This is a genomic window from Amycolatopsis tolypomycina, assembly GCF_900105945.1.
Classification (GTDB): domain Bacteria; phylum Actinomycetota; class Actinomycetes; order Mycobacteriales; family Pseudonocardiaceae; genus Amycolatopsis; species Amycolatopsis tolypomycina.
In genome coordinates this window covers 7,920,581-7,943,533 of the sequence record NZ_FNSO01000004.1, presented here as the reverse complement: position 1 = coordinate 7,943,533, position 22,953 = coordinate 7,920,581, and the positions used below count along the sequence as shown (strand labels likewise).

Genomic DNA, 22,953 nt, shown 5'->3' with positions numbered 1-22,953 from the left:
ACCTGTACTGAAGGGAAACCCCATGCGCACGTTCCGTCGCCGTCCCCGCTCGGACGACGGTTCCACGACGGTCGAGTACGCCATCGTCACCGTCGCCGTCGCGGCCTTCGCCGCCGTCCTCTATTCCCTGCTGACCGGAGACTCGGTCGTCTCGTGGCTGACGAACCTGGTCATGAAGGCCTTGTCGGTGCCGTCGTGAGAGGCCGCGACGGGGGTTCGGTGACGGTCGAGGCAGCGCTCGGCCTGATGGTCCTGACCGCGGTGATGGTCTTGCTGCTGGCGGCTCTCACGGTGCTGACGATCCAGTTGCGCTGCACAGACGCGGCCCGCGAGGCAGCACGGCTGCTGGCAAGGGGCCAGGCCGCCGAAGCGGCGGCCGCGGTCCACGAGATAGGTCCGCCAGGAGCAACCCTGACGGTCGAGCACACCGAAGACAGGATCAGGGCGACAGTAGCGGCCCACCCGGCGGCAGCGGGCCTCCTCCCGGAGATCCACCTGGACGCAACGGCCTACGCGGTGGCCGAGCCGAACCCGGAGGTGGCGGATGCCCAAGGCTGAGGCACAGGCCCCGGACAGCGGAGCGGCCACGATCTGGGCGGCACTGGCGGTGGCGGCCCTGACGATCTTGGCAACGCTGGCGATCTGGCTGGCAGCAACGGTGATAGCCCGCCACCAAGCAGAGTCGGCGGCGGACCTGGGCGCCCTGGCGGCGGCGGCGCACGCGAGCGAAGGCCCGACCCGAGCATGCGAACGCGCAAGATGGATCGCCGACCGGATGCGAGTGACACTCCAAAGCTGCACCTGGCAACAGCTCGACGCCCTGGTCGAAGTAGAGGCACGCGGCCCAGCACTACCAGGCCTACCCCAACCATCGGCCCACGCCCGAGCCGGCCCGGCGGCCGAGCCACCACCCCACGGAGCCCCGGCCCCACCGACGGGTTGGCCACCCCCGGTTCCCCCGACAGGCGAGCCATCCCACACACCCGCGCTCGCGCCGACGGGCGAGCCACCCCACCCGTTGACGGCTCCACCGAAGGGCCAGCCAGCCCGCCCAGCCACGGACGCCCCGACGGGTGACCTCGGCGGAACACCCATCCACCCGCTCCGGCCCACCGGGTGAGCGGTCCCGCTCACCCGCGGCCGAGCGAGTGCAGCGCAGCCGCAGGGGCGTCGGCCCCCTGACAGGCGAACCATGGCGTCGAGCCAGGGCCGCGCCGAGCCGCGGCCGCACCCGGCGGGTGGTCCCCGTGCCCGCCGGCGCGGCCGTGCCACCCCGATCCGCGGGGGCCGGCGAGCGAACCTGCTCCGCCGGCCCCGGGCAGCGCTTGCGGGAGTACCCCGTCCGGGTCGCGGGACAGGTGCTCCGTCTCAGGCGGCCGCGATCGGTGAGCTTGCGTACCGAGGCCCATCTCCTCGACGCGCGCCCTCGAGCCCCAGCCGCACCCACCCACCCGACCGGCCCATCGCCACCCGCCGGCCCCGTCCACGACCCGCAACACCGCCCACCCGCCGACAACAGCGACCCCCGCACTCGCCCCGAAGCCACCCACCCCGGCCGTCCGGCGGACGCCGACCGGTCGGTATGGGGCGGTGACCGGCTGATCCGCCGGGCCGGGCGATGAGCGGCGCATTGTCACGGGCAGCGGTCGTTGATGCACGGCGAGCGGTCGAATCGGCTGCTCACCTGGGCCGAAGGCAGGCGCCGGGGCCGCCGGACAGCGGGTCGGAAGCCCCGCGGAACCTGGGGTTTCCCGCGACGAACGGTCCGTGTGCGGTCGCCGTTCACCGTCGATCCGCGCCCGGGGGTTCGGTCGGGCCGTATGGATCACTGGGCGTTCATCGCCTCGTAACCACCGGTTGCCGCGTGGGGGTTCCGGGCAATGTGCAACTTGCCGTTAAGTGAGATGTGCGACACCACGACCGGGTCTAGGGGGTCGCGGAGAACCGGAACTTGAAGGCAGGAAAGACAATGTTGGACGCGAATTGGCCGGACAGCTGGCGCGGTGCCTTCCGCATCGAACTGCGGGCGGAGGCGATCGGCCTCGCCTGGCGCGGCTGGCCGGTGCTCCCGGGCGTCAACCCCGCTCCGCTCGCCGGTGGCGACGACCTCACCTGGCGTCGTCCGGTTCCGGCCAGTGACGCCTGGCGCGAACAGCTCGGCACCCACGCCCACGAGGTCGCCACCTGGTTCTCCGACCGCACCCACAGCCTGCTCGTCGCCACCGGCACCGTGCTCGACGCCATCGAGGTCGACGACGAACTCGGCAAGCGCGCCTGCCGCCTCCTCCGTGCCATCGGCCACCCCGCGCCCATCATCGCGCTGCCGAACGGCCGCTGGCTCTTCCTGACCACCGTCGCCGACCGCATCCCGGCCGAGCTGGCCGAGCGCGCCGCCATCCAGTGGCACGGCAAGGACAGCTACATCCCGCTGCCGCCGTCGCCGTTCCAGCACGGTGTCGTGCACTGGCGCGTCAAGCCCGAGGTGTGCGGCTGGCAGCTGCCGGACGCCGCCGAGGTGCACGACGTCCTCGTGCGTGCCCTGGCCGGCGAGCGTGCCGGGCAGCTGGTCCAGACCAGCGCGGCCTGAGCCGGAAACACCGAACCACCGCCACCGGCCGGTCCCAGCCCGGCCCCGGCGGAGCAAGACACAACTCCATGAACCACCAAGTGGCCGTTCTAGGTGCCGTGTTGACGCAACGCCCCGAGCACGGTTCCCAGCACGGCCACTGCCCCCGCCTTGTCCAGCGGTTCGTTGCCGTTCCCGCACTTCGGCGACTGAACGCAGGACGGGCATCCCGTCGGGCACTCGCAGGAGACGATCGCCTCCCGCGTTGCGGCCAGCCACGGGACAATCGCGGCATAACCGCGTTCGGCAAATCCCGCACCCCCGGGATGCCCGTCATGCACGAACACCGTCGCCTCCCCGGTGTCTTCGTGCCACGCGGTACTCACCCCGCCGATGTCCCACCGGTCGCACGTAGCGAACAGCGGTAGCAGGCCGATCGCCGCGTGCTCGGCGGCATGCAGGGCACCGGGGACCCGTGCCGGAACCAATCCGGCACCCCCCGGTGTCCTGCCACCCTCGCGAACGGGCCCCCGACCGTTCGCCTGGGTCTCCTCCCCGGTCCCCACCGGCCCCGCAGATTCGGTCCCCACCCGATGGCCCCCGGTCCCCACCTCGCCATCGGAGACATCGGAGTCACCCGAGCCATCGGAGCCGGCGGAATCACCGGAGTCATCGGCGACACCGCAGCCGGCGGAGGCAGCGGACGAAGCCCGCGCCCGGCCGGCGGCTGCAACCGCCGGCCCCAGCAGTGCGGCCGACACCGTGTACCAGACCGCACGCGTGCGCAGGCTCTGCTCCGGCAGGTCGAGCGGCGTGTGGTCCAGCACCTCCCCGGACGGCCGCCTCCGCAGGTAGCCCACCACCTGCGACGTCACGGCCACCTCGCCGAGGCAGACGCTCACCCCGCCGTAGTCCTGCTTCTCCTGAATGCTCAGCACGGAGATGTCCACGATCTCGCGCGGTGTCGTCGTCCAGTCCGGGTTTTCCGCGTGGACCAGCGCCAGCCCCTGGTCCAGCTCCAGCTCGTCGACGACGTACGACGACCCCTGGTGCAGGTACACCGCCCCCGGGTGAACGGCGAAGCAGGCCGAGCCCGGGTCGACCGTCCCGAGCATCCGGCCGGAATCCGACTCGACGACCGCGATCTGCTCCCCGCCCGTGCCGCGGATGCCGACCTCGGCGTGCGGCCGGTCCCGCGACGTCCAGTACCAGCCGCTCGACCGGCGCCGCACCAGCTTCTGTTCCGTCAGCTCGGCCAGTACCTCCTGGGCCGCCGAACCGCCGAACACCTCCAGCTCGGGGAGGGTCAGCGGCAGCTCCGCGACGGCGCACGCGAGCTGCGGCGCCAGCACGTACGGGTTCGCCGGGTCGAGCACCGCCGTCTCCACCGGCCGCGAAAGCAGCGCCTCCGGGTGGTGCACCAGGTAGGTGTCGAGCGGGTCGTCCCGCGCGACGAACACCACCAGCGCCGAATCGCCGGACCGGCCCGCCCGCCCGGCCTGCTGCCAGAACGACGCCAGCGTGCCCGGGTAGCCGGCCAGCACCACCGCGTCCAGGCCCGCGATGTCGACGCCGAGCTCCAGCGCGTTCGTCGTCGCCACGCCCAGCAACCGGCCCGACAACAAAGCCGCTTCCAACGCGCGACGCTCCTCCGGCAGGTAGCCAGACCTGTACGCCGCAACGGTTTCCGATAACACCGGGTCCACTTCGGACAGTATGCGACGCGCACCCAGCGCGGCCAGCTCCGCGCCCCGCCGCGACCGGATGAACGCCAGTGACCGCGCGCCTTCCAGCACCAGGTCGGCGAGGATCCGCGACGTCTCCGCGCCCGCCGAACGCCGGACCGGCGCGCCGTTTTCCCCGGTCAGCTCCTCCAGTAGCGGCGGCTCCCACAACGCGACCGTGCGGGCGCCGCGTGGCGACGCGTCTTCCGTGACGGCGACACAAGGCACCCCCGTCAGCCGCGAGGCGAACGAAGCAGGCGAAGCCGTTGTCGCCGAAGCGAGCACGAAGACCGGCGAAGCGCCGTAGTGCTCGGCCACCCGCCGAAGCCGGCGAAGCAGCAGAGCGACGTGCGAGCCGAAGACGCCGCGGTAGCTGTGGCACTCGTCGACCACCACACAGCTGAGCCGCCGGAAGAACGTCGCCCACCGGCCGTGCGCCGAGAGGATCCCGCGGTGCAGCATGTCCGGGTTGGTGAACACCCAGTTCGCGTGGGCGCGCACCCAGTCGCGCTCGGCCATCGGCGTGTCCCCGTCGAACGACGCCGCCCGCACCCCCGGCACGTCCAAAGAGGACACCGCACGCAGCTGGTCGGCCCCCAGCGCCTTCGTCGGCGAGAGGTACAGCGCGGTGACAACCGGGGCTTCGCCCCGGGCCGAGGGCTCCGCCACCCGGAACCCCCGAACCGATGCTTTCGCCTTCTCGCCCGCGGCCAGCCGCGACAGCACCGGCAGCTGGTAGGCGAGCGACTTGCCCGACGCCGTGCCGGTCGAAATCACGACGTGCCGTCCCTCGTACGCGTGCGAAGCCGCCTCCGCCTGATGCGCCCAAGGCGCGGACACACCGCAGTCACGCAGCGCAGCGACAACCGCCGGATCCGCCCACGACGGCCACTCTGCGTAGCGCGCGGCGCGGCCCGGCAGGTCCGCGACGTGCGTGACCGGCTCCTCGCGCGGCGGGATGCCGGCGGTCACCCGCCTCAGCAGCCGCTGCCCCCGTGATTCGTCCACCCGCCGAGCTTGGCACAGGGGTACGACAGTTCTGGCATCCCCAGCTGCGCCAACGGATCGGCGTTCGAGTGATCGATCAAGTGAGGAGGCTCACAAGGTAACGGAATGTACCGTGACCGGGACGGCGTGAAGACGCAGGTTGCGATACCAATACACTCCCGCAATCCACACCCTCTGTGGTGAGCGTCATGTGAGACGTGCATTGCTGCCCGGCTAGCGTGTCGCTCGGTACAGGGTCCATGCCAGCGCCGGCCGTGTCGAACCCCTCGGCTTGCCGTCGACGTTGGCGCACGGCGACGTCTCATGGAGGACGAATGTCACGGCAGTTCCTCGCGGAGGGCGGGTCCATCACGCTCTCCGGAGGTGGCTACACGATTGTCGGTGTAGTCGCCGTGGTCGCGCTTGCCGCACTCGTCATCGGCTACGTCCTGCTCAAGGAGGTGCTGGCCGCAGGCCAGGGCACCGCCAAGATGCAGGACATCGCCAAGGCGGTGCAGGAAGGCGCGGCCGCGTACCTCAAGCGGCAGCGGAACACCCTCGCGATCTTCGGCGTGGTCGTGTTCCTCCTGCTCTTCATCCTTCCCGCGGACGACTGGAACGAGAAGATCGGCCGTTCGATCTTCTTCCTGGTCGGGGCGGGTTTCTCGTTCGCGATCGGCTACCTCGGCATGTGGCTGGCGACGCAGGCGAATCTGCGCGTCGCGGCCGCGTCGCGTGAGGAAGGCGGGCGCGAGAAGGCGATGCGCATCGCGTTCCGCACCGGTGGCGTCGTCGGCATGATCACCGTCGGCCTCGGCCTGTTCGGTGCCGCGGTCGTCGTGCTGGTCTACACCGGCCAGGCGCCCAAGGTGCTGGAGGGCTTCGGCTTCGGCGCCGCCCTGATCGCGATGTTCATGCGTGTCGGCGGCGGTATCTTCACCAAGGCCGCCGACGTCGGCGCGGACCTGGTCGGCAAGGTCGAGCAGGGCATCCCGGAGGACGACCCGCGCAACGCCGCCACCATCGCGGACAACGTGGGCGACAACGTCGGCGACTGCGCCGGCATGGCCGCGGACCTCTTCGAGTCCTACGCCGTCATGCTGGTCGCCGCGCTGATCCTGGGCAGCACCGCCTTCGGCGTGCACGGCCTGATCTTCCCGCTGATCGTGCCGGCCATCGGCGTGATCACCGCCGTCATCGGTGTCTACATCACCAAGGCGAAGACGGGCGAGGGCGGCCTGGTCACGATCAACCGCTCCTTCTACATCTCCGCGGTGATTTCCGCGGTGCTGTCGGCGATCGCGGCGTTCGTGTACCTGCCGAGCAGCTTCTCCGAATTCGGCGCGGGCTTCGAGGGCACGGGCAACCCGGCGGTCATCGCGACCATCGCGGTGATCATCGGCATCGTGCTCGCCGCGGTCATCCTGAAGCTGACGGGCTACTACACCGGCACCGAGTACAAGCCCGTCAAGGACGTCGGCCAGACCTCGGAAACCGGTGCGGCGACGGTGATCCTGTCCGGTATCTCGATCGGCTTCGAGTCCGCTGTGTACACCGCGCTCGTCATCGGTGCGGCCGTCTTCGGGGCCTACCTGCTCGGCGGCGGCGTCGCGCTGTTCGCCGTCGCGCTGGCCGGCACCGGCCTGCTGACCACCGTCGGCGTCATCGTCGCGATGGACACCTTCGGCCCGGTTTCGGACAACGCGCAGGGCATCGCCGAGATGTCCGGTGACGTCGACGAGAAGGCCGCGCAGATCCTCACCGAGCTGGACGCGGTCGGCAACACCACGAAGGCCATCACCAAGGGCATCGCGATCGCCACGGCCGTCCTCGCGGCGACCGCGCTCTTCGGTTCCTACTCCGACGCGATCACGAAGGCGATGGGCGTCGGCGGTGACTTCATCGCCAACATCGTCGGTCCGGCGACCCTGGTCGGCGTGATCGTCGGTGCGGCCGTCGTGTTCATGTTCTCCGGTCTCGCGGTCAACGCGGTGTCCCGGGCCGCCGGCGCGGTCGTCTACGAAGTGCGCCGCCAGTTCCGCGACATCCCGGGGATCATGGAGGGCACCACCCGCCCCGAGTACGGCAAGGTCGTCGACATCGTCACGCGCGACTCGCTGCGTGAGCTGACGACGCCGGGTCTGCTGGCGGTCTTCGCGCCGATCGCGGTCGGGTTCGGCCTGGGCACCAGCGCGCTCGCCGGCTACCTGGCCGGGGCGATCGCCTGCGGCACCCTGATGGCGATCTTCCTCGCCAACTCGGGTGGCGCGTGGGACAACGCCAAGAAGCTGGTCGAGGACGGCAACCACGGCGGCAAGGGTTCGGACGCGCACGAGGCCACCATCATCGGTGACACCGTGGGTGACCCGTTCAAGGACACCGCCGGCCCGGCGATCAACCCGCTGATCAAGGTGATGAACCTGGTCTCGGTGCTGATCGCGCCCGCCATCGTGCAGCTGACGGTCGGCGACAGCGCCAACACCGCCGTGCGCATCATCATCTCGCTGGTCGCGGTCGCGGTGATCGTGGCGGCGATCGTGGTCTCGAAGCGCCGGGGGACGGTCCTGTCGGACACCCCGACGGAGATCACGGCCTGACGAAGAACCCGGGCCCGGTACGCGGCGACGCGTGCCGGGCCCGGGGCTTGCCATCCCAGAAAGGCCCGGCGACTTGCGAAGCAACATCGAGTCGGTACCGTCGGGCCTGCCGGGACGTCGTCGGGCAGGAGGTACGCGAGTGCGGCAGCGGTCGACCGTTTTCGCCGCGCTGACCACGACGATCGCCATCGGTCTCGCCGGTTGCGGGCAGCCCGTCACGGACCCGCCGCCGCCCGAGCAGGACCTGCCGGTGAAGACCGTGGTGCCACAGGCCGATCCCGCGGCGAGGTGGGCGGCGGGCTACTGCGACGCGGTGACGCACCTGGTCCGCGCGCTCGCGGCGCTCCCCGCCGTCGACCCGAGCACCCCGCAGAAGGCGTCCCGGACGTCCAGCGAACTGCTTTCTTCGGTGGTCGACGGGCTCGACCGCAGCCTGGCCGGGCTGAACGCGCTCGGTGCGCCACCGGTGCCGTCGGCGGACGCCGGGCGCAAGGACGTCATCGGGCAGTTCGCCGAAATCCGGGCGGAGGCGGAGAACGCCCGCCGTCGCATCGACGCGGCCCGTGGCAACGCGACGGCGACGAAGGCGGCCCTCGGCGAAGCCAGGGCGACGCTCGACCGCATCGACGCGCTCGACTACCTCAGCGGCCTCAAGGACGTCCCGGCGCTGGCCGCGGCCGAACAGCGCGCGCCGGCCTGCCGCGAGCTCGATCAGCCTGCCGGCTGAAGATCCGCGCGAGACCTGCCGTTAATCGAACTTGTGTTCTAGTATGGCGCGGTGGATCGGACGATCTCGCTCTTCTCCGCCGAGGCCAGCGGGCCGGGCCTGGGCGACCTGGCCGGCCTGCTGTGCTGCCACGGTCAGATCACCGGCTTCGGGCGCACCGCCGCCCGGCTGTCGGTGGTCGTCGAGGAGCCGTGGCGGGCCCACGTCCTGGCCGGCGAGTTCCGCTGCCGCGGCGCGGACGTCCAGGTCTCGAAGGCCGACTGCGGCCGCCCGCAGGTGCGCACGTCGTTCCGGGTCGACCTGCTGCCGCTGGCGCTGCGGTGGCTGCGTGAGGGCTGCACGGGCCCGGCCGAGGACGATTCGGGCAAGACGGTGCCGGACGGGTTCCGGCTGAGTGGCGCGATGCTGCGGATGTGGGCGCTGGCCGGCGGCCGTCCCGGCACGCAGGGGTACCTGCTGGGCGTCGATCCGCTGGCGCCGGGCATGCACGAGCGGCTGGTCGAAGCGCTGACGCCGTTGGGTGTCACGGCGAAGCTGACCGGGCCGAAAGCCGAGGTCCCGGCGGTCAAGGTCACCGGGAAACGCCGGCTGCAGGCGTTGCTGGAGCTGATCGGGGAGCCGCCGCCCGGCGCCGAAGCTGCGTGGCCGGGCGCGGCTCCGCAACCGGTCCCGCACCCGGAGGCCGTCACGAGCACGGCCTGACCGGGTGCGGGCGCGGCGTCAGGGCCGGGGCAGCGTGCAGCCGGCCTGGGTGAGCGCGATTTCGTTGGCGGCGGTGAGGCAGGCCGGGATGCCGTAGGTCTCCTGGCCGTAGTTGATGCCTTCGCGGACGGTGACGTTGCCGGCCTGGTCGACCTCGCACGGGTTGTTGTCCGTGCAGCGGCCGCCGTCCTCGTTGCCGGTGTTGTTCACGCCGACGACCTTGCCGCCGGAGATGATCGGCGAACCGGACGTGCCGCCGATGGTCTGGCAGGCGGAGGTGTACCGGATCGAGTCCTTCCAGGTCCAGCTGCCCTCCTTCAGCCGGTAGACGAAACCGTCGATGTTGCAGGAGTAGATGCGCTTCCAGTAGCCCGAGACGACGTCGATCGCCGCGCCGGCGGCCGGGTGGGCGTTCGACAGCTCCAGCGGCGAGATCCCGTAGCTGGCCTTGATCTGCGCGTAGGTGGTGGTGAGCTGGTAGAGCGACACGTCGGTGTCGGTCATCGTGCCGTAGACGATCTTCTTGGCCCGGAGCGTGGCCTTGTTGCTGCCGCTGGCGGTGAGCAGCGTGAACGTCCGGCTGGAGGCACGGTTGGTGATCACCTGGCCCGGCGCCGGGAAACCGGTTTCGAGGCAGTGGCCGTTGGACATCACGAGCGCGGGCGCGGTGTCGGGCGTCGCGGCCGGCTTGACCACCGACCCCGAGCAGTTGGACAGGGCCACGGTGCCGGCGAAGTTCGCCGCGGCGGCGTTCGCCGGAGTGGCCCCCAGCAATACTGTGGCGGTCACGGCGGTGAACAGGGCGCCGAGCAGGCGTCGGGTCATGGCGGGTCCTTTCGGCTGGACGGGGAAACCAGTGAAGCGGTGACATCCCCGGGCCCACCACCGTCGAACGGAGGGTATCCGCACGGTCACCCGCTAGGCTGCGCGGGACGTGGCCGAAATCACGTGGCAGGTACGTTGGGGAAACATCGTCGAGGTCAGCGGCGATGCGCTGGGCACAGGACCGGCGGCGTGTTGGGCCACCTCCGCGCCGTCCGGCCGGGAACAGCGTGCACACTGGCAGGTCGAGACACGGGCCCCGGCAGGGACGTGGTGCAGTCCCGCGGCGGCGGGACGAGATGAGCGGAGAGCAGGACAGCGTGGCAGGAGCACGGACCAAGAAGAACGGAGCCGCGGCGGGCAACGGCGCCGGGCACCGGCGGCTGGTCATCGTCGAGTCGCCGACGAAGGCCCGCAAGATCGCCCCCTACCTGGGCGGCGGTTACGTCGTCGAGTCCTCCGTCGGGCACATCCGCGACCTGCCGCGTGGTGCCGCCGACGTGCCCGCCCAGTACAAGGGCGAGGCGTGGGCGCGGCTCGGCGTCGACGTCGACAACGGCTTCAAGGCCCTCTACGTGGTGACCCCAGACAAGAAGTCCAAGGTCACCGAGCTCAAGGGCCTGCTGAAGGACGTCGACGAGCTCTACCTCGCCACGGACCCCGACCGCGAGGGCGAGGCCATCGCGTGGCACCTCCTCGAGACGCTGAAGCCGAAGGTCCCGGTCCGCCGGATGGTCTTCCACGAGGTCACCGAGCAGGCGATCCGCGCGGCCGCCGACTCGACCCGTGAGCTGGACGCCGACCTCGTCGACGCCCAGGAGACCCGCCGCATCCTCGACCGCCTCTACGGCTACGAGGTCTCGCCGGTGCTGTGGAAGAAGGTCATGCCGAAGCTCTCGGCGGGCCGCGTGCAGTCGGTGGCGACCCGGATCGTGGTCGAGCGCGAACGCGAGCGGATGCGCTTCACGTCGGCGTCGTACTGGGACATTTCGGCGACCATGGACGCCGGCGAGGACGCGTCGCCGCGGAACTTCCCGGCGCGCCTGGTCGCCGTCGACGGCGCGCGCCTGGCCACCGGCCGCGACTTCGGCTCGGACGGGCAGCTCAAGGCGTCGAACAACGAAGTCCGGGTGCTCGCCGAGGCTGACGCGCGGCGCCTGGCCGAAGCGCTGAAGCAGCGTGACTTCAAGGTCGCGAGCGTCGAGGAGAAGCCGTACACGCGGAAGCCGTACGCGCCCTTCATGACGTCGACGCTGCAGCAGGAGGCGGGCCGCAAGATGCGGTTCACCTCGGAGCGCACCATGCGGATCGCGCAGAAGCTGTACGAGAACGGCTACATCACTTATATGCGTACCGACTCCACGACGCTGTCGGAGTCGGCGATCTCGGCCGCGCGCAGCCAGGCCACGCAGCTGTACGGCAAGGAGTACGTCTCGCCGACGCCGCGCCAGTACACGCGCAAGGTGAAGAACGCGCAGGAGGCCCACGAGGCGATCCGGCCGTCGGGCGAGGTCTTCCGCACGCCGGGCCAGGTCGCGGGCGAGCTGGACACCGACGAGTTCCGGCTCTACGAGATGATCTGGCAGCGCACGATCGCGTCGCAGATGGCGGACGCCAAGGGCACCACGATGTCCGTGCGCATCGTCGGCAACGCGACCTCGGGCGAGGAGTGCACCTTCGCCGCTTCGGGCCGCACGATCACCTTCGCGGGCTTCCTCAAGGCGTACGTCGAGGCCGTCGACACCGAGACCGGTGGCGAAGCGGACGACAAGCAGAGCCGCCTGCCGGTGCTCGAGAAGGACCAGGCGCTGACCGCGACCGAGCTGAACCCGGACGGCCACACGACGTCGCCGCCGGCGCGGTACTCGGAGCCGAGCCTGGTCAGCAAGCTGGAAGAGCTGGGCATCGGCCGTCCGTCGACGTACGCGTCGATCATCAAGACGATCCAGGACCGCGGCTACGTCTGGAAGAAGGGCTCCGCGCTCGTTCCGTCGTGGGTCGCGTTCGCCGTGATCGGCCTGATGGAACGGCATTTCGAGCGGCTGGTCGACTACGACTTCACCGCCGGCATGGAAGACGAGCTCGACCGCATCGCGGCCGGTGACGAGCAGCGTGCGCAGTGGCTGTCGAAGTTCTACTTCGGCGGCGACATGGGCGTGGACGGCTCGATCGGGCGCCTGGGCGGGCTGAAGAAGCTGGTCGAGGGCAGCGTCGAGGACATCGACGCGCGGGAGATCAACTCGATCCCGCTGTTCAGCGACGAGAACGGGCACACCGTCGTGGTCCGCGTCGGCCGCTACGGGCCGTACCTGGAGCGCGAGGTCGACGGGAACTCGCAGCGGGCGAACCTGCCGGAGGACCTGCCGCCGGACGAGCTGTCGCAGGAGATCGCGGAGAAGCTGTTCGCGACCCCGCAGGAGGGCCGCACGCTGGGCACCGACCCGGTCAGCGGGCACGAGATCGTCGCCAAGGAAGGCCGCTTCGGGCCGTACGTGACCGAGGTGCTGCCGGAGATCGAGATCCCCGAGGACGCCACGGCCGCGCAGAAGAAGGCCGCGAAGGCGAAGGCGCCGAAGCCGCGCACGGGCTCGCTGTTCAAGTCGATGGACATCGAGACGATCACGCTGGACGACGCGCTGAAGCTGCTTTCACTGCCGCGTGTGGTCGGCAAGGACCCGGAGTCCGGCGACGAGATCACGGCGCAGAACGGGCGCTACGGGCCGTACCTGAAGAAGGGCACGGACTCGCGGTCGCTCTCGACCGAGGACCAGCTCTTCTCGATCACGCTCGAAGAAGCGCTGAAGATCTACTCGGAGCCGAAGCAGCGTGGGCGGTCCGCGACGGCGAAGCCGCCGCTCAAGGAGCTCGGCGACGACCCGGTGTCGGGCAAGCCGATGGTGGTCAAGGACGGCCGGTTCGGCCCGTACGTGACCGACGGCGAGTACAACGCGACGCTGCGGAAGGGCGACGAGATCGAGTCGCTGACCGCGGAGCGGGCGGCCGAGCTGCTGGCGGAGAAGCGGGCCAAGGGCCCGGCGCCGAAGCGGAAGGCGCCGGCGCGCAAGCCGGCCTCGACCACGGCGAAGACGGTCAAGGCGGGCACGACCAAGAAGGCCGCCGCCGCGAAGTCGACCACGGCCAAGCGCTCGAGTTCGACCGCGACGAAGGCCAAGTAAGGGCTCGAGGGCCTCCCTGGTCGGAGGCCCTCGAGTCACACCTTCAGGTGACACCTCGAACGGATGTTCGGGAAATTGTCGGTGGTGCCGGGTTTCATGAACGCGTGACCAAAACACTACGCACCGTGCACGCGGTGACCACCAAGATCCTGAAGCCGGTCCGGGCGGCGGCCGCCGGCAGTTCCACTGCCATGGACATGATGGAGTCGCTGACCGGCTTCGTCGGCACCGGCGGAGTCTGCGGCGTGGCCGTCGCGATCTCCGACGAGCCGTGGGCTTCGGCGTTCTACGACGACCGCACGGAGTTCGGCATCGCCGGCGACGGTTTGCGCCTGTCCGGGCCTTCGCCGGGCGGTGTTGCCGAGCTGCTCCGGCTGGCGTTGACGCGCCTGCCTCCGCTGCCCCCGGTGCCGGGCGAGGGGCTGTACCTCGACGCGGACGAGCGTGGAGTGCTGGAGCCCGAGCAGGAATGCCTCGTCCTCGACGTGCTGGACGATCTGCGGCGGCCCCGGCACGGCACGGTCCAGTTCGACATCGCCCGCGACGGCTCGCCGTCACGCTGGGAGATGCTGGCGTTCGTCGACGACGACCGCGGCCGGCACCTGGCCGCCTTGAGCAGACCGCGGGGCGGCCACCGCAGGCTCTGGTGGCTGCCCGGGACCGTGGAGCGGCTCGCGGAGTTCGTCGAGGGGCGGGTGCCGGAGCATGCCTGAGCCGTTCGCCGACCGCTCGCCGACCGATCTCACCCACTCGAACACATGTGCGAGAAATTGTCGGTGCCAGGGTGTTCAATCGAGGGGTGAGCAACGCAGTCGCCGTCTTCGACGTCATCGACGAGGTCATCGCCCCGCTCTCGGCCGAGGTGCCGGAGCGGCCCTCGGTGATGGAGTTCTACGACCCCGAGTTCGAGATCCCGCCGGTGCTGGCGGACACCGGACCGCTGCCGGGCCGTCGCTCCTCGCCCGCGTCGAGCCTCGCGGACGAGGTGGAGCAGTACACGCGGTTCGTCGCCGGGATGGCCGCGATCGGCCTCGCGCCGGGCGGGGAGGTCACCGCGGAAGCCGTCGGGCTGTACCGGGCGCTGCGCGGCGGCTTCATCCGCGGCGTCGTCACCGGCGTCTTCCCGGCCCGGGCCAAGCCGTGGGAGGTGCGGTTCTTCGGCGACGAGGACTACACCACGGTCCTGCACAAGCTGGGCAACCGCGCGCGGCTGCGCTCGGGCTTCCTGAGCGAGCTGCCGGGCTGGGTGTTCGACGGGCTGCCCGACCGGCCACCGGGGCCGGGCGAGCACCTCCGCATCGAGACCGACGAGCGCGGGCTGATCCCGCGCCGGTGCGAGCGGGCGGTCGAGCTGATCCGGGAGTGCGCGGCCCGGCCGCGGCTGGGCACGGTGCTGGTCGACCTCGCGGTGCGCAACGCGATCCTGGCCGAGTACCCGCACGGCGCGTTCGGGCTGGTGGACAACGACCTCGGCCGGTACCAGTTCAGCGCCGCGGTGGCGCGGAACGGGCGCTGGACGGTCACGTGGGGTCCGGCGTCGCGGAGCACGGCCGAGCAGTGGATCGTCGAGGCGGTGCAGAGCCATGCGTGAGCAACCGGAGGTGCGCACGACGGCCGGGGAGGGCGTCGACAGGGTGGTCGCGGCGGCCTCGAAGGACCTGACGGTCCGCGAGGCGATCCTCGCGGCGGCGGAGCTGAACAACGGCGTCCCGGAGCAGCGGCAGGCGACCGATGCCGGGCCTGGTGCCGAGCCCGGGTCCGGCTCGGATCCTGGCTCCGGCTCCGGCTCCGGGCCCAGGCCTGGTGCCGGCTCCGGCTCGAGTTCGGGCTCCGGGGTCGGGTCTGGTGCCGGCTCTGGTGCTGGTGCTGGTGCTGGTTCGGGCGAGAGGCGGCGGCATGGCTGAGCGCACGGCGGCCAGGGAGCTGCTGGAGCTGGCGGCGGGCCCGGTGCTGGCGGCGATGCCGGACCGGGAGCCGGTCGACCGGCTGTACAACCCGGACGTCAGCGACCACGACATCCTGGTCCACGGCCCGGTGTCGGACGACCCGGCGGACCTGGTGGCCGAGGTCGAGCGGCACATGGCGTGGGCGGCCTGGATCGACGGCACCCCGTTCGGCGAAAACGGCGAGCTGAACGAGATCGGTTTCGAGGTGGTCTCGCTGATGCTGCGCGGCTCGGTCCGGGCGGCCCTGTGCGGCGTGTTCGACGAAGGCCCGCAGACGGCGGACATCCGCTGCTACGCCGACGGCGAGCGCGCGTTCATGATGGGCTCCCTCCCCGGCCGCACGGCGATCCACCTGGCGGATTTCGAGGAGCTGCCGGAGATGCTGGTGGCCGAGCTCCCCGAGGTCCCCTTCGGCGCATCCCCGAGAGCAATCTGGGTCTCGGTCGACGACGACGGCCTGGTCCACGACGGCCAGGATGAGGACGTGGGAGCAATGCGCGAGCTCCTGGCCCGCCCAAGGTCAGGAACGGCGGTCCTGGACATGCTGGCCTTCGGAGGGCTGTGCGCAGAGTTCCCGGACCACGGCTTCGTCCTGGTCGACACGGACCTGGGCCGCTTCGCCCTGGCGGCCCTGGACCGCGGAGAGGGCCGCCGCCAGCTGGTCCTGAGCCCCTTCAGCCGCGGCATGCTCCGCGACTGGTGTCGCAAGATGATCGACCTGGGACAGGAGGAGCTGCCCTAAGCCCAACCCAGCCCAGCTGGGTCGAGTCGGCCCGCTCGAGCCCGGCTCAGCCCGCCCGACCCGACCCGACTCAGCCCAGCCGAGCCCGGCCGGACCCAGCTCAGCCCCGGTCGGGCACATGGGCCAGCTCACCCTCAACCCCACCCCATCCACCCCCCAAGCCCAAGCCGCCAAACTGGCCACCCGAAGGCCACCCCCTGGCCACCCCACCCCTCAACCGCTGTGACCCGTCTCACTACGATCTGTCACCATCAGCGGTCGACCCGGTGACCGTCGGGCTGGACACTTCAGGAGGTTCGGGTGCGGGCTTGCGCTCCGTGACCGACCATCCAATGGAGACAGAGCCATTGGGCGGATGCGTTATCCGCCAGTGTCGCTACCCTGGAAAGGCGAGGACATTCAGTAGTGAGGTGGTCACCATGAGCGCGAACGGTGAGGCTCCCTTCTTCAATGCCCCCGAGCTCACTCAGCGCGACGGCACTCTGTCCGAAGCTCCCGGCGAAATGTTCGCGGATCCGGTCTCCGGGCTGGTCACCGCGTCGCCCGAGCCGCGCACCGCGGTTCCGAATGGCCACGAGCCCGCCGCCATCCCGGTGGCCGGGCCCGTGAAGCCCGACGACGAAGTCGTCCGCCGGATGGTCGAGGAGACGCTGCGCGAGGAAAAGGCGAAGGCCCCCGAGGCGATCCCGCCGGCCGGCACCCTGCACCAGGACCAGCCGCTGGGGCTGCTCCCGCGGCAGCGGACCCGGCGGCGCACCTGGCCGACCCGGCCACCGCAGATCATGCGGCCCGTCCGGCAGGATCCGCTCGCCGAAGACGACGCCGACGACGTCGATGTCGTGCCCGTCAAGCGGCGGCGGCTGCCGCGGATGCCGTCGGTCTCGATGCCGGCGTTCAACCGGCCGTCGTCGAGTGCTGCCGGTGTCATGCTGGCCGTTGTCCTGCTGATCGTGTTCGGGTTCGTCGCCATCGAAATGGTTTCGAGCCTGGTCAGCAGCGTGACGGGCCTGTTCGACTAGCGTCGTCGCCTGCCCCGCACCACGGGGCCGTCCCGCGCGCCAGAGGCCGATCGGGCTACCCTGGCTTCACGGTCGGGTCCCCTCGCGGGGGCGTCCGGCACCGCGGTGACTAGTGGGGTGGGCGTATCAGCGAGGGCGTGCGATCGGTACCCGGGGCCGGCCCGGGTGCGTCGTCGGGCGCCGAGGCGTCCACGATCAACCGGGTCCGGCGGGTACTGGCGATCAAACCTTTCCGGCGGCTCTGGGGCGTCACGTACCTGTGCAGCGTGGCTGACTGGCTGAACATCCTGGCCCTCACCGGCCTGGCCACGAAGCTCACCGACAACTACTTCGCGCAGAACTTCGCCTTCGTCGGCGTCGTGCTGACCGGCCTGGCACCGGGGCTGCTGTTCGCCCCGGTCGGCGGGCTGCTCGCGGACCGGTTCGACCGCCGCAAGGTCATGGTCGTCGCCGACCTGCTGCGGTGCGGCTTCCTGCTGTCCATCGCGATCGTCAGCGCGCCCTGGTGGCTGCTGGCCGGCAACTTCCTCGTCGGCTGCGCGTCGAGCATGTGGATCCCGTCGAAAGAGGCGGCGGTCCCGAACCTGCTCCGCCGCCCCGACCAGGTCGAGACGGCCAACCAGCTCGGCATGGTGATGACCTACGGCCTCGCCGTCATCACCGCGGCCGGCGCGAACGCGATCATCACCGGCGTCAACACGACCTTCCACCTCTTCCCGGGCGACCCCAGCCTCAACATCGCGAAGCTGGTCGTCATCATCACCGGCCTGCTCTACCTCGCCAGCGCCATCCTCATCGCCACCCGGATCCCCGAGCTCTCGCTGCGCAACGTCCACGCGACTCCGGGGCAGAAGGTCAAGGCGGCCGACGAAGAAAAGCTCGGCATCGGCGCGATGATCGCCGACGGCTTCCGGTTCATCCGCAGCACGCCGCTCGTGCGCGGCCTCCTGGTCGGCGCGTTCGGCGCGTTCGTCGCCGGCGGCGCCGTGATCGGCTCGGCCAAGCCGTACTCCTCGAGCCTGCTGGCCGGTGACTCCGCGTTCAGCCTGCTCGTCCTCGCCGTCTTCCTCGGCCTCGCCACCGGCATGGTCTTCGCGCCCAAGCTCGCCCGCCGGCTCCCGCACGACCGGCTGTTCGGCCTCTCGATCGTCGCGGCCGCGATCTCGCTCGCCTTCGTGGCGCTGTCCCCGCACCTGACGATCTCGCTGATCGCCGTCGTTCTCGTCGGCATCTGCGCCGGCACCGCGTTCCTCACCGGCGTGACGATCATCGGCTCGCGTGTCGAGGACGCCATCCGCGGCCGGATCAACGCGATCTACCAGCTGATGATGAAGCTGGTCCTGTTCGGCACCACGGTCACGGTCCCGCTGCTCGTCGGCGCGGTGCAGCGCCACACGATCAGCGTCTGGGGCAACCCGCTCACCATCGACGGCACGCGCCCGGTGATGCTCGGCGGCGCCGCGATCGCGCTGGTCGCCGGGCTGTTCGCCTACCGGCAGATGGACGACAAGCGCGTCGAGCCGATCCTCGCCGACCTGCGCAACGCGCTGCGCCGCACGCCGCGGCGGGTCAACGGCTACCTCATCGCCGTCGAGGGCACCACCGCGATCAACACCGCCATCCAGGCCGTCAACCTCGCCGACTGGATGCGCGGCGGCACCCGGCCGGTCGTCGTGGCCGCGGACCCCGCGCTCGACGACAAGCGGCTCACCGCGCTCGTCTCGGGTGCCTCGCTCACCGGGGCGCGGGCCCAGGCGCTGGCCGCGGCCGCGGTGCGGGCCGACATCGTGGAGCGGCACGTCCAGCCGGCGCTCGACGCCGGTTCGGTGGTCGTCATGGAGCGGTTCGTCGACTCGCCGCTGGCGCACCTGTCGGCCGTCGCCGGGCTCGACAGCGACGAGCTCGAAGGCCTCGCAGACTGGGCCACCGGGCGCCTGCGCCCCGACCTGACGATCCTGCTCGACGCCGCTCCCAACGGGGCGCCGCGCGACAAGTCGGCCGCGCTGAACGACCAGTGGCGCGTCCAGCACCTGCTCACCGAGATGGCCGAGGCCGACCCGGACAGGTACGTCGTGATCGACGCCGACGGCACCGACGCCGAAGTCGCCGAGCGCATCCGCACCGCGCTGCGCGCCGTGTTCGTCGGCAGGCTGGCCGCGCTGGCGCCGACGACGGAGAAACCGGTCACGCTCCCGCTCGACACCCTGCCCATCGAGACCCCGGAAGAGCCTCGCGTGGAGGCGAAGTGACGACGACCGAACGCATCGGCGTCTGGAACCAGCTGGTCGGCCAGGAACCCGCGGTCGAAACGCTGAGCGCGGCCGCCTCGGCCGCCGCCAAGATCATCGCCGGCGAGCCGGCGCCGCCCGGCGCGATGACGCACGCCTGGCTGCTCACCGGCCCGCCCGGCTCCGGCCGTTCGGTGGCCGCGCGGACGTTCGCCGCGGCCCTGCAGTGCAGCACCGGCACCGGCTGCGACGCCTGCCCCGGCTGCCACACGACGATGGCGGGCACGCACGCCGACGTCCGGCTCGTGGTGCCGGAAGGCCTGTCGATCTCGGTCGCCGAGATGCGGGCGCTGGTGCAGGCCGCCGCGCGCCGCCCGACGACCGGCAACTGGCAGGTCGTGGTCATCGAAGACGCCGACAGGCTCACCGAAGGCGCGTCGAACGCGCTGCTCAAGGCCGTCGAGGAGCCGCCGGACCGCACGGTGTTCCTGCTGTGCGCGCCGTCGGACCACCCCGAAGACGTCTCGGTGACGATCCGCTCGCGCTGCCGCCTGGTGACGCTGCGGACGCCGCCGCCGGAGGCCATCGCCGACGTGCTGATACGCCGGGACAACGTCGAACCCGAACGCGCGCAGTGGGCCGCGTCGGTGTGCGGTGGCCACGTCGGCCGTGCGCGCCGGCTCGCCACCGACGAGGCCGCGCGGCAGCGCCGCGCCACCGTGCTGCGGATCCCGCTCGGCCTCCGCCGGATGAGCGACGTCTTCACCTGCGCCGACCAGCTGATCAGCGCGGCCGAGGCGGACGCGGGCGAGGCCAGCAAGGCCCGCGACGAAGACGAGCGCAACGAGCTGCGCACGGCGATGGGCGGCGACGGCGTCGGCAAGGGCGTCGCCGGCGCGAAGCGGGCCGCCGAAGCCGCGGTCAAGCAGCTGGAGAAGAAGCAGAAGTCCCGCGCGACCCGCACCCAGCGCGACACGCTCGACCTGGCCCTGGTCGACCTCGTCGGGTTCTACCGCGACGTCCTGGTGATGGGGACCCGCTCCGGCGCCACGCTCAACCACCCGGACCACGTCGACCAGATTCGCGAAGCGGCCTCGTCGTGGACGCCGGAGTCGACGCTGCGCCGGCTCGAAGCGGTGCTGGAGTGCCGCGAGGCGATCGAGCTGAACGTGAAGCCGCGCATCGCCGTCGAAGCAATGGTCACGACGCTTCGCCAGGGCTAGACACAAAGGAGCCCGCCAGGCGAACCTGGCGGGCTCCTTCACACCCCTCGGGTCATTCGCGCGGACGCGGCGAGGGCTTGAACGGCTTCTCCTCGACGGCCGCGGCCAGCGGACGACGTCGTCCGCCCGGCATCGCGGCCACCATGACCACGCCGAGCAGCAGCATCGCGGTGCCCGTCCAGAACAGCGGCACCGTGTCGTACGCGCCACCGGTGTAGGCCAGGTTCTTCACCGGCCCCTTCGGCGCCTCGCCACCCGCGGGCGGCGGCGTCGACGTGGTCCCGCAGACCACGCCGCCGGTCGGCGCGTACGCCCGGGCGATCTGCTCGCCGAGCGACAGCTGGGCCAGCGACGACGGCAGGTTCTTCGCCTGGTCGTCCGGCAGCAGGCTCTTGAGCTTGGTCGTCGGCAGCAGCTGCAGGTCGAACATCCGCGCCGACGCGCCCAGCTGGTAACCGGCGAACGGCGTGGTCATGTTCGCCGACTTCTGGTCGAGCCCGGCGATGCTGAGCCGCAGCACGCCGAGGTCGAGGACGGTGCCCGTGGTGTTGCCGACCTGCTGGAGGCCCTTGGTGAGCGTCGAGACCAGCCCGCCGACCACCGGGATGTCGTCGACCTGCCCGAACTGGTCGCTCAGGCCCTTCAGCGGCAGCCCGATCGGGATGTCCTTGGTCGGGTGCGCGGCGTCGAGGGTGTAGAGCGTCTTCCCGCCGGCCGCGATGGTCAGCACCGGCGCGGTGTACTCGACCTTGGACGTCTTCGCGTCACCGGTGGAGGTCACCTTGAGCGTCGGCTGGCTGACGACTTTGACGCTCAGCGCCAGCGGCGTGCCCTTGAGGATCTCGATGTCCGCGGCCTGCAGCGTCGACGTCGACTGCACGGCCTTGTTCTTCGAGCCGGGGATGTCGACCAGCTTCACCTGCGACCGCGACGAAAGCGTGTTCGGCAGGCTCAGCAGCGAGCCGTTGCCGTCCGCGGCGGTCTGCCCGCCGCCCTGCAGCAGGCCGCCGAGGCTCTGCAGGCCCTTGGTGAGGTCGAAGCCGCTCGCGAGCGAGTTCGGATCGAGCTTCGGCTTGAGCGCGTCCAGGCCGAGGTTCGGCATCGACGGCACGACGTTCAGCAGCGACAGGCTCGCCACCGACGTGCTGGCGTCGGCGATGGTGTCGACGCACGGACCGAGCGTCTGGCTCCACCGCGCGTGCGCGCTCCCGTTGAGCAGGCCGATGTTGAGCAGCGGGTTCGACGGCGCGTTGAGACCCCCGCTGGTGGGCTGCGGGTTGTCCGGCAAGGCGGTCTGCACGACACTGCCGGGCGTCTGCGGCGCGTTCCCGCCCACCGACAGCCCGAACGGCGACGCCTGCGCGACGGCCTTCTCGTAGCTCAGGTAGGCATCGGAGTTCGCCGACGCGCTGGACAGCCCCATCCCGGCCTCGAGCGCGGACTGCTTCGGCAGCGTCTGCCCGAACCCGGGAAGGATCGTGCTCGTCGGCACGGCATTGGGCAGCAACCGGATGATCCCGAGCGCGGTCCCGGCATCCCCGACGGCCTGCCCGAGCGGCTGCGGCCCGATCGGCGCGGAGATCGGCGCCTGCCCCGGATTCGCCGGCTGCGGAATCGGCGTGGTCGGATAGGTCGGGTCCGCAGCAGCGGGCGCCGCGCTGAGCAGGAGCAACGCCGCAGCCGCCGGCAGGGCCGCCGAGCGGGGCAGTCTTCGCCGCATGTGCCAGAGCCTCCAAGTGGGTCGGCCGGGGAGTGAGACCGGCGTCATAGAGCCCTAACGACGGTCCCCCCGGAAAGTGACGCGCCAAGCCTCCGCTACACTTGCTATCGTCGCCAGCGGAAGCCGGAGACATGCCGCCTTAGCTCAGTCGGCCAGAGCGATTCACTCGTAATGAATAGGTCAGGGGTTCGATTCCCCTAGGCGGCTCCACAGGTCAGGCCCCATCCGAGACACCTCGGGTGGGGCCTGACTCGTCTGGTGAGGGTCGAACTGAGTGACCTGGGTGCCGGCCGGTGGGACCCGCAAGGTCCGGTGCGACGGCTACGGACGCCAGTTGCAGTACGTGCCGTCCAGGTAGTGATTCAGCTTGACTCGGTCGAGCGACAGATCGTGGACGCCGTCGATTTCCAGGCCTGCGTCAAAATCTACTTTTGCCTCAACGCAGTACTGACGGGTAGGTGCCAAACTCTGGTTCACGTCGATGATGGCCGCAGCGTAGGCGCAGTTGTGGTAATAGACGTGACGGCGGTGGAAGGCGTCTGTCACCCAATGTGAACCGCAGTCGACCGGCGGGTCGGCCAACGCTGATCCGGCGCTGCCGACGAGCAGGCCGGCGGCACTGGCAAGCACGGCACCAGCTGCGAGCCCCCGCATGACGAATCTCTTGCCCATGGATTCTCCCCGTTGTTTTGAGTTCCGAACTCGGCCGCTGAGTGGTCTGCGGTTATCGGACTCTGATACTGAGTGTTGCCGGGGTAGGGCGGCTCCGCAAAT

Annotated in this window: 18 protein-coding genes and 1 tRNA gene; 15 read left to right on the top strand and 4 right to left on the bottom strand. The window is 70.9% G+C overall.

The window, feature by feature from the left end:
- Positions 1 to 22: 22 nt before the first annotated feature.
- The 4 genes from BLW76_RS46355 to BLW76_RS46340 all read left to right on the top strand — a co-directional run bounded on the left by BLW76_RS46355 (position 23) and on the right by BLW76_RS46340 (position 2,587).
- Positions 23 to 199 carry a DUF4244 domain-containing protein gene (locus BLW76_RS46355; protein ID WP_013230522.1) on the top strand — a complete coding sequence of 59 codons (177 nt, stop codon included), beginning with the start codon at positions 23 to 25 and terminating at the stop codon, positions 197 to 199.
- 20 nt (positions 200 to 219) lie between these two features.
- A complete protein-coding gene (locus BLW76_RS46350) occupies positions 220 to 558 on the top strand; it encodes a TadE family type IV pilus minor pilin (protein ID WP_091320713.1) in 339 nt (112 codons plus the stop codon).
- Complete coding sequence (locus tag BLW76_RS46345) at positions 545 to 1,120, top strand: Rv3654c family TadE-like protein (RefSeq protein WP_091318953.1); 576 nt, start codon at positions 545 to 547, stop codon at positions 1,118 to 1,120. The genes BLW76_RS46350 and BLW76_RS46345 overlap by 14 nt, the downstream gene beginning before the upstream one ends.
- 849 nt (positions 1,121 to 1,969) lie before the next feature.
- The gene (locus BLW76_RS46340) at positions 1,970 to 2,587 is read left to right on the top strand and encodes a bifunctional DNA primase/polymerase (protein ID WP_091318951.1); all 618 of its coding nucleotides are present in this window, start codon (positions 1,970 to 1,972) and stop codon (positions 2,585 to 2,587) included.
- Between the two features lie 89 nt (positions 2,588 to 2,676).
- Here BLW76_RS46340 and BLW76_RS46335 read toward each other — a convergent pair whose 3' ends face one another.
- Complete coding sequence (locus tag BLW76_RS46335) at positions 2,677 to 5,262, bottom strand: DEAD/DEAH box helicase (RefSeq protein ID WP_091318949.1); 2,586 nt, start codon at positions 5,260 to 5,262, stop codon at positions 2,677 to 2,679.
- A 350-nt stretch (positions 5,263 to 5,612) separates the two neighbouring features.
- Between BLW76_RS46335 and BLW76_RS46330 the strand changes: the two genes are divergently transcribed.
- The 3 genes from BLW76_RS46330 (at position 5,613) to BLW76_RS46320 (ending at position 9,303) form a co-directional block, all read left to right on the top strand.
- On the top strand, positions 5,613 to 7,874 hold the full coding sequence (locus BLW76_RS46330) for a sodium-translocating pyrophosphatase (protein WP_091318947.1): 2,262 nt from the start codon (positions 5,613 to 5,615) through the stop codon (positions 7,872 to 7,874).
- A 139-nt stretch (positions 7,875 to 8,013) separates the two neighbouring features.
- On the top strand, positions 8,014 to 8,601 hold the full coding sequence (locus tag BLW76_RS46325; RefSeq protein WP_091318946.1) for a hypothetical protein: 588 nt from the start codon (positions 8,014 to 8,016) through the stop codon (positions 8,599 to 8,601).
- A 51-nt stretch (positions 8,602 to 8,652) separates the two neighbouring features.
- Positions 8,653 to 9,303 (top strand): hypothetical protein, encoded by a 651-nt coding sequence (locus BLW76_RS46320; RefSeq protein ID WP_091318944.1) that lies wholly within the window; start codon positions 8,653 to 8,655, stop codon positions 9,301 to 9,303.
- An 18-nt stretch (positions 9,304 to 9,321) separates the two neighbouring features.
- Here BLW76_RS46320 and BLW76_RS46315 read toward each other — a convergent pair whose 3' ends face one another.
- A complete protein-coding gene (locus BLW76_RS46315) occupies positions 9,322 to 10,128 on the bottom strand; it encodes a S1 family peptidase (protein ID WP_091318943.1) in 807 nt (268 codons plus the stop codon).
- A 296-nt stretch (positions 10,129 to 10,424) separates the two neighbouring features.
- Here BLW76_RS46315 and topA point away from each other — a divergent pair, with 296 nt between their 5' ends.
- The 7 genes from topA (at position 10,425) to BLW76_RS46270 (ending at position 20,459) form a co-directional block, all read left to right on the top strand.
- A complete protein-coding gene (gene topA, locus BLW76_RS46310; protein ID WP_208613511.1) occupies positions 10,425 to 13,301 on the top strand; it encodes a type I DNA topoisomerase in 2,877 nt (958 codons plus the stop codon).
- A gap of 134 nt (positions 13,302 to 13,435) precedes the next feature.
- On the top strand, positions 13,436 to 14,014 hold the full coding sequence (locus BLW76_RS46305; protein ID WP_244170636.1) for a hypothetical protein: 579 nt from the start codon (positions 13,436 to 13,438) through the stop codon (positions 14,012 to 14,014).
- An 86-nt stretch (positions 14,015 to 14,100) separates the two neighbouring features.
- A complete protein-coding gene (locus BLW76_RS46300) occupies positions 14,101 to 14,892 on the top strand; it encodes an ESX secretion-associated protein EspG (protein ID WP_091318940.1) in 792 nt (263 codons plus the stop codon).
- Positions 14,893 to 15,197: 305 nt separating this feature from the next.
- Positions 15,198 to 15,989 carry a hypothetical protein gene (locus tag BLW76_RS46285; protein ID WP_091318938.1) on the top strand — a complete coding sequence of 264 codons (792 nt, stop codon included), beginning with the start codon at positions 15,198 to 15,200 and terminating at the stop codon, positions 15,987 to 15,989.
- Between the two features lie 419 nt (positions 15,990 to 16,408).
- Positions 16,409 to 17,008 carry a hypothetical protein gene (locus BLW76_RS46280; RefSeq protein WP_244170635.1) on the top strand — a complete coding sequence of 200 codons (600 nt, stop codon included), beginning with the start codon at positions 16,409 to 16,411 and terminating at the stop codon, positions 17,006 to 17,008.
- A gap of 137 nt (positions 17,009 to 17,145) precedes the next feature.
- Entirely contained in the window at positions 17,146 to 19,257 is a 2,112-nt protein-coding gene (locus tag BLW76_RS46275) for a bifunctional MFS transporter/dTMP kinase (RefSeq protein ID WP_091318934.1), read from the top strand.
- Positions 19,254 to 20,459, top strand: a complete 1,206-nt coding sequence (locus tag BLW76_RS46270; RefSeq protein WP_091318932.1) for a DNA polymerase III subunit delta' — start codon at positions 19,254 to 19,256, stop codon at positions 20,457 to 20,459. The genes BLW76_RS46275 and BLW76_RS46270 overlap by 4 nt, the downstream gene beginning before the upstream one ends.
- A 52-nt stretch (positions 20,460 to 20,511) precedes the next feature.
- Here the strand turns inward: BLW76_RS46270 and BLW76_RS46265 are convergent, their stop codons facing one another.
- Entirely contained in the window at positions 20,512 to 22,179 is a 1,668-nt protein-coding gene (locus tag BLW76_RS46265; protein ID WP_208613510.1) for a hypothetical protein, read from the bottom strand.
- Positions 22,180 to 22,312: 133 nt separating this feature from the next.
- On the opposite strand from BLW76_RS46265, the gene BLW76_RS46260 reads away from it, so the two are divergent.
- A tRNA-Thr gene (locus tag BLW76_RS46260) sits at positions 22,313 to 22,389 on the top strand.
- A 111-nt stretch (positions 22,390 to 22,500) separates the two neighbouring features.
- Here BLW76_RS46260 and BLW76_RS46255 read toward each other — a convergent pair.
- Entirely contained in the window at positions 22,501 to 22,851 is a 351-nt protein-coding gene (locus BLW76_RS46255) for a hypothetical protein (RefSeq protein ID WP_091318930.1), read from the bottom strand.
- Positions 22,852 to 22,953: the final 102 nt, after the last annotated feature.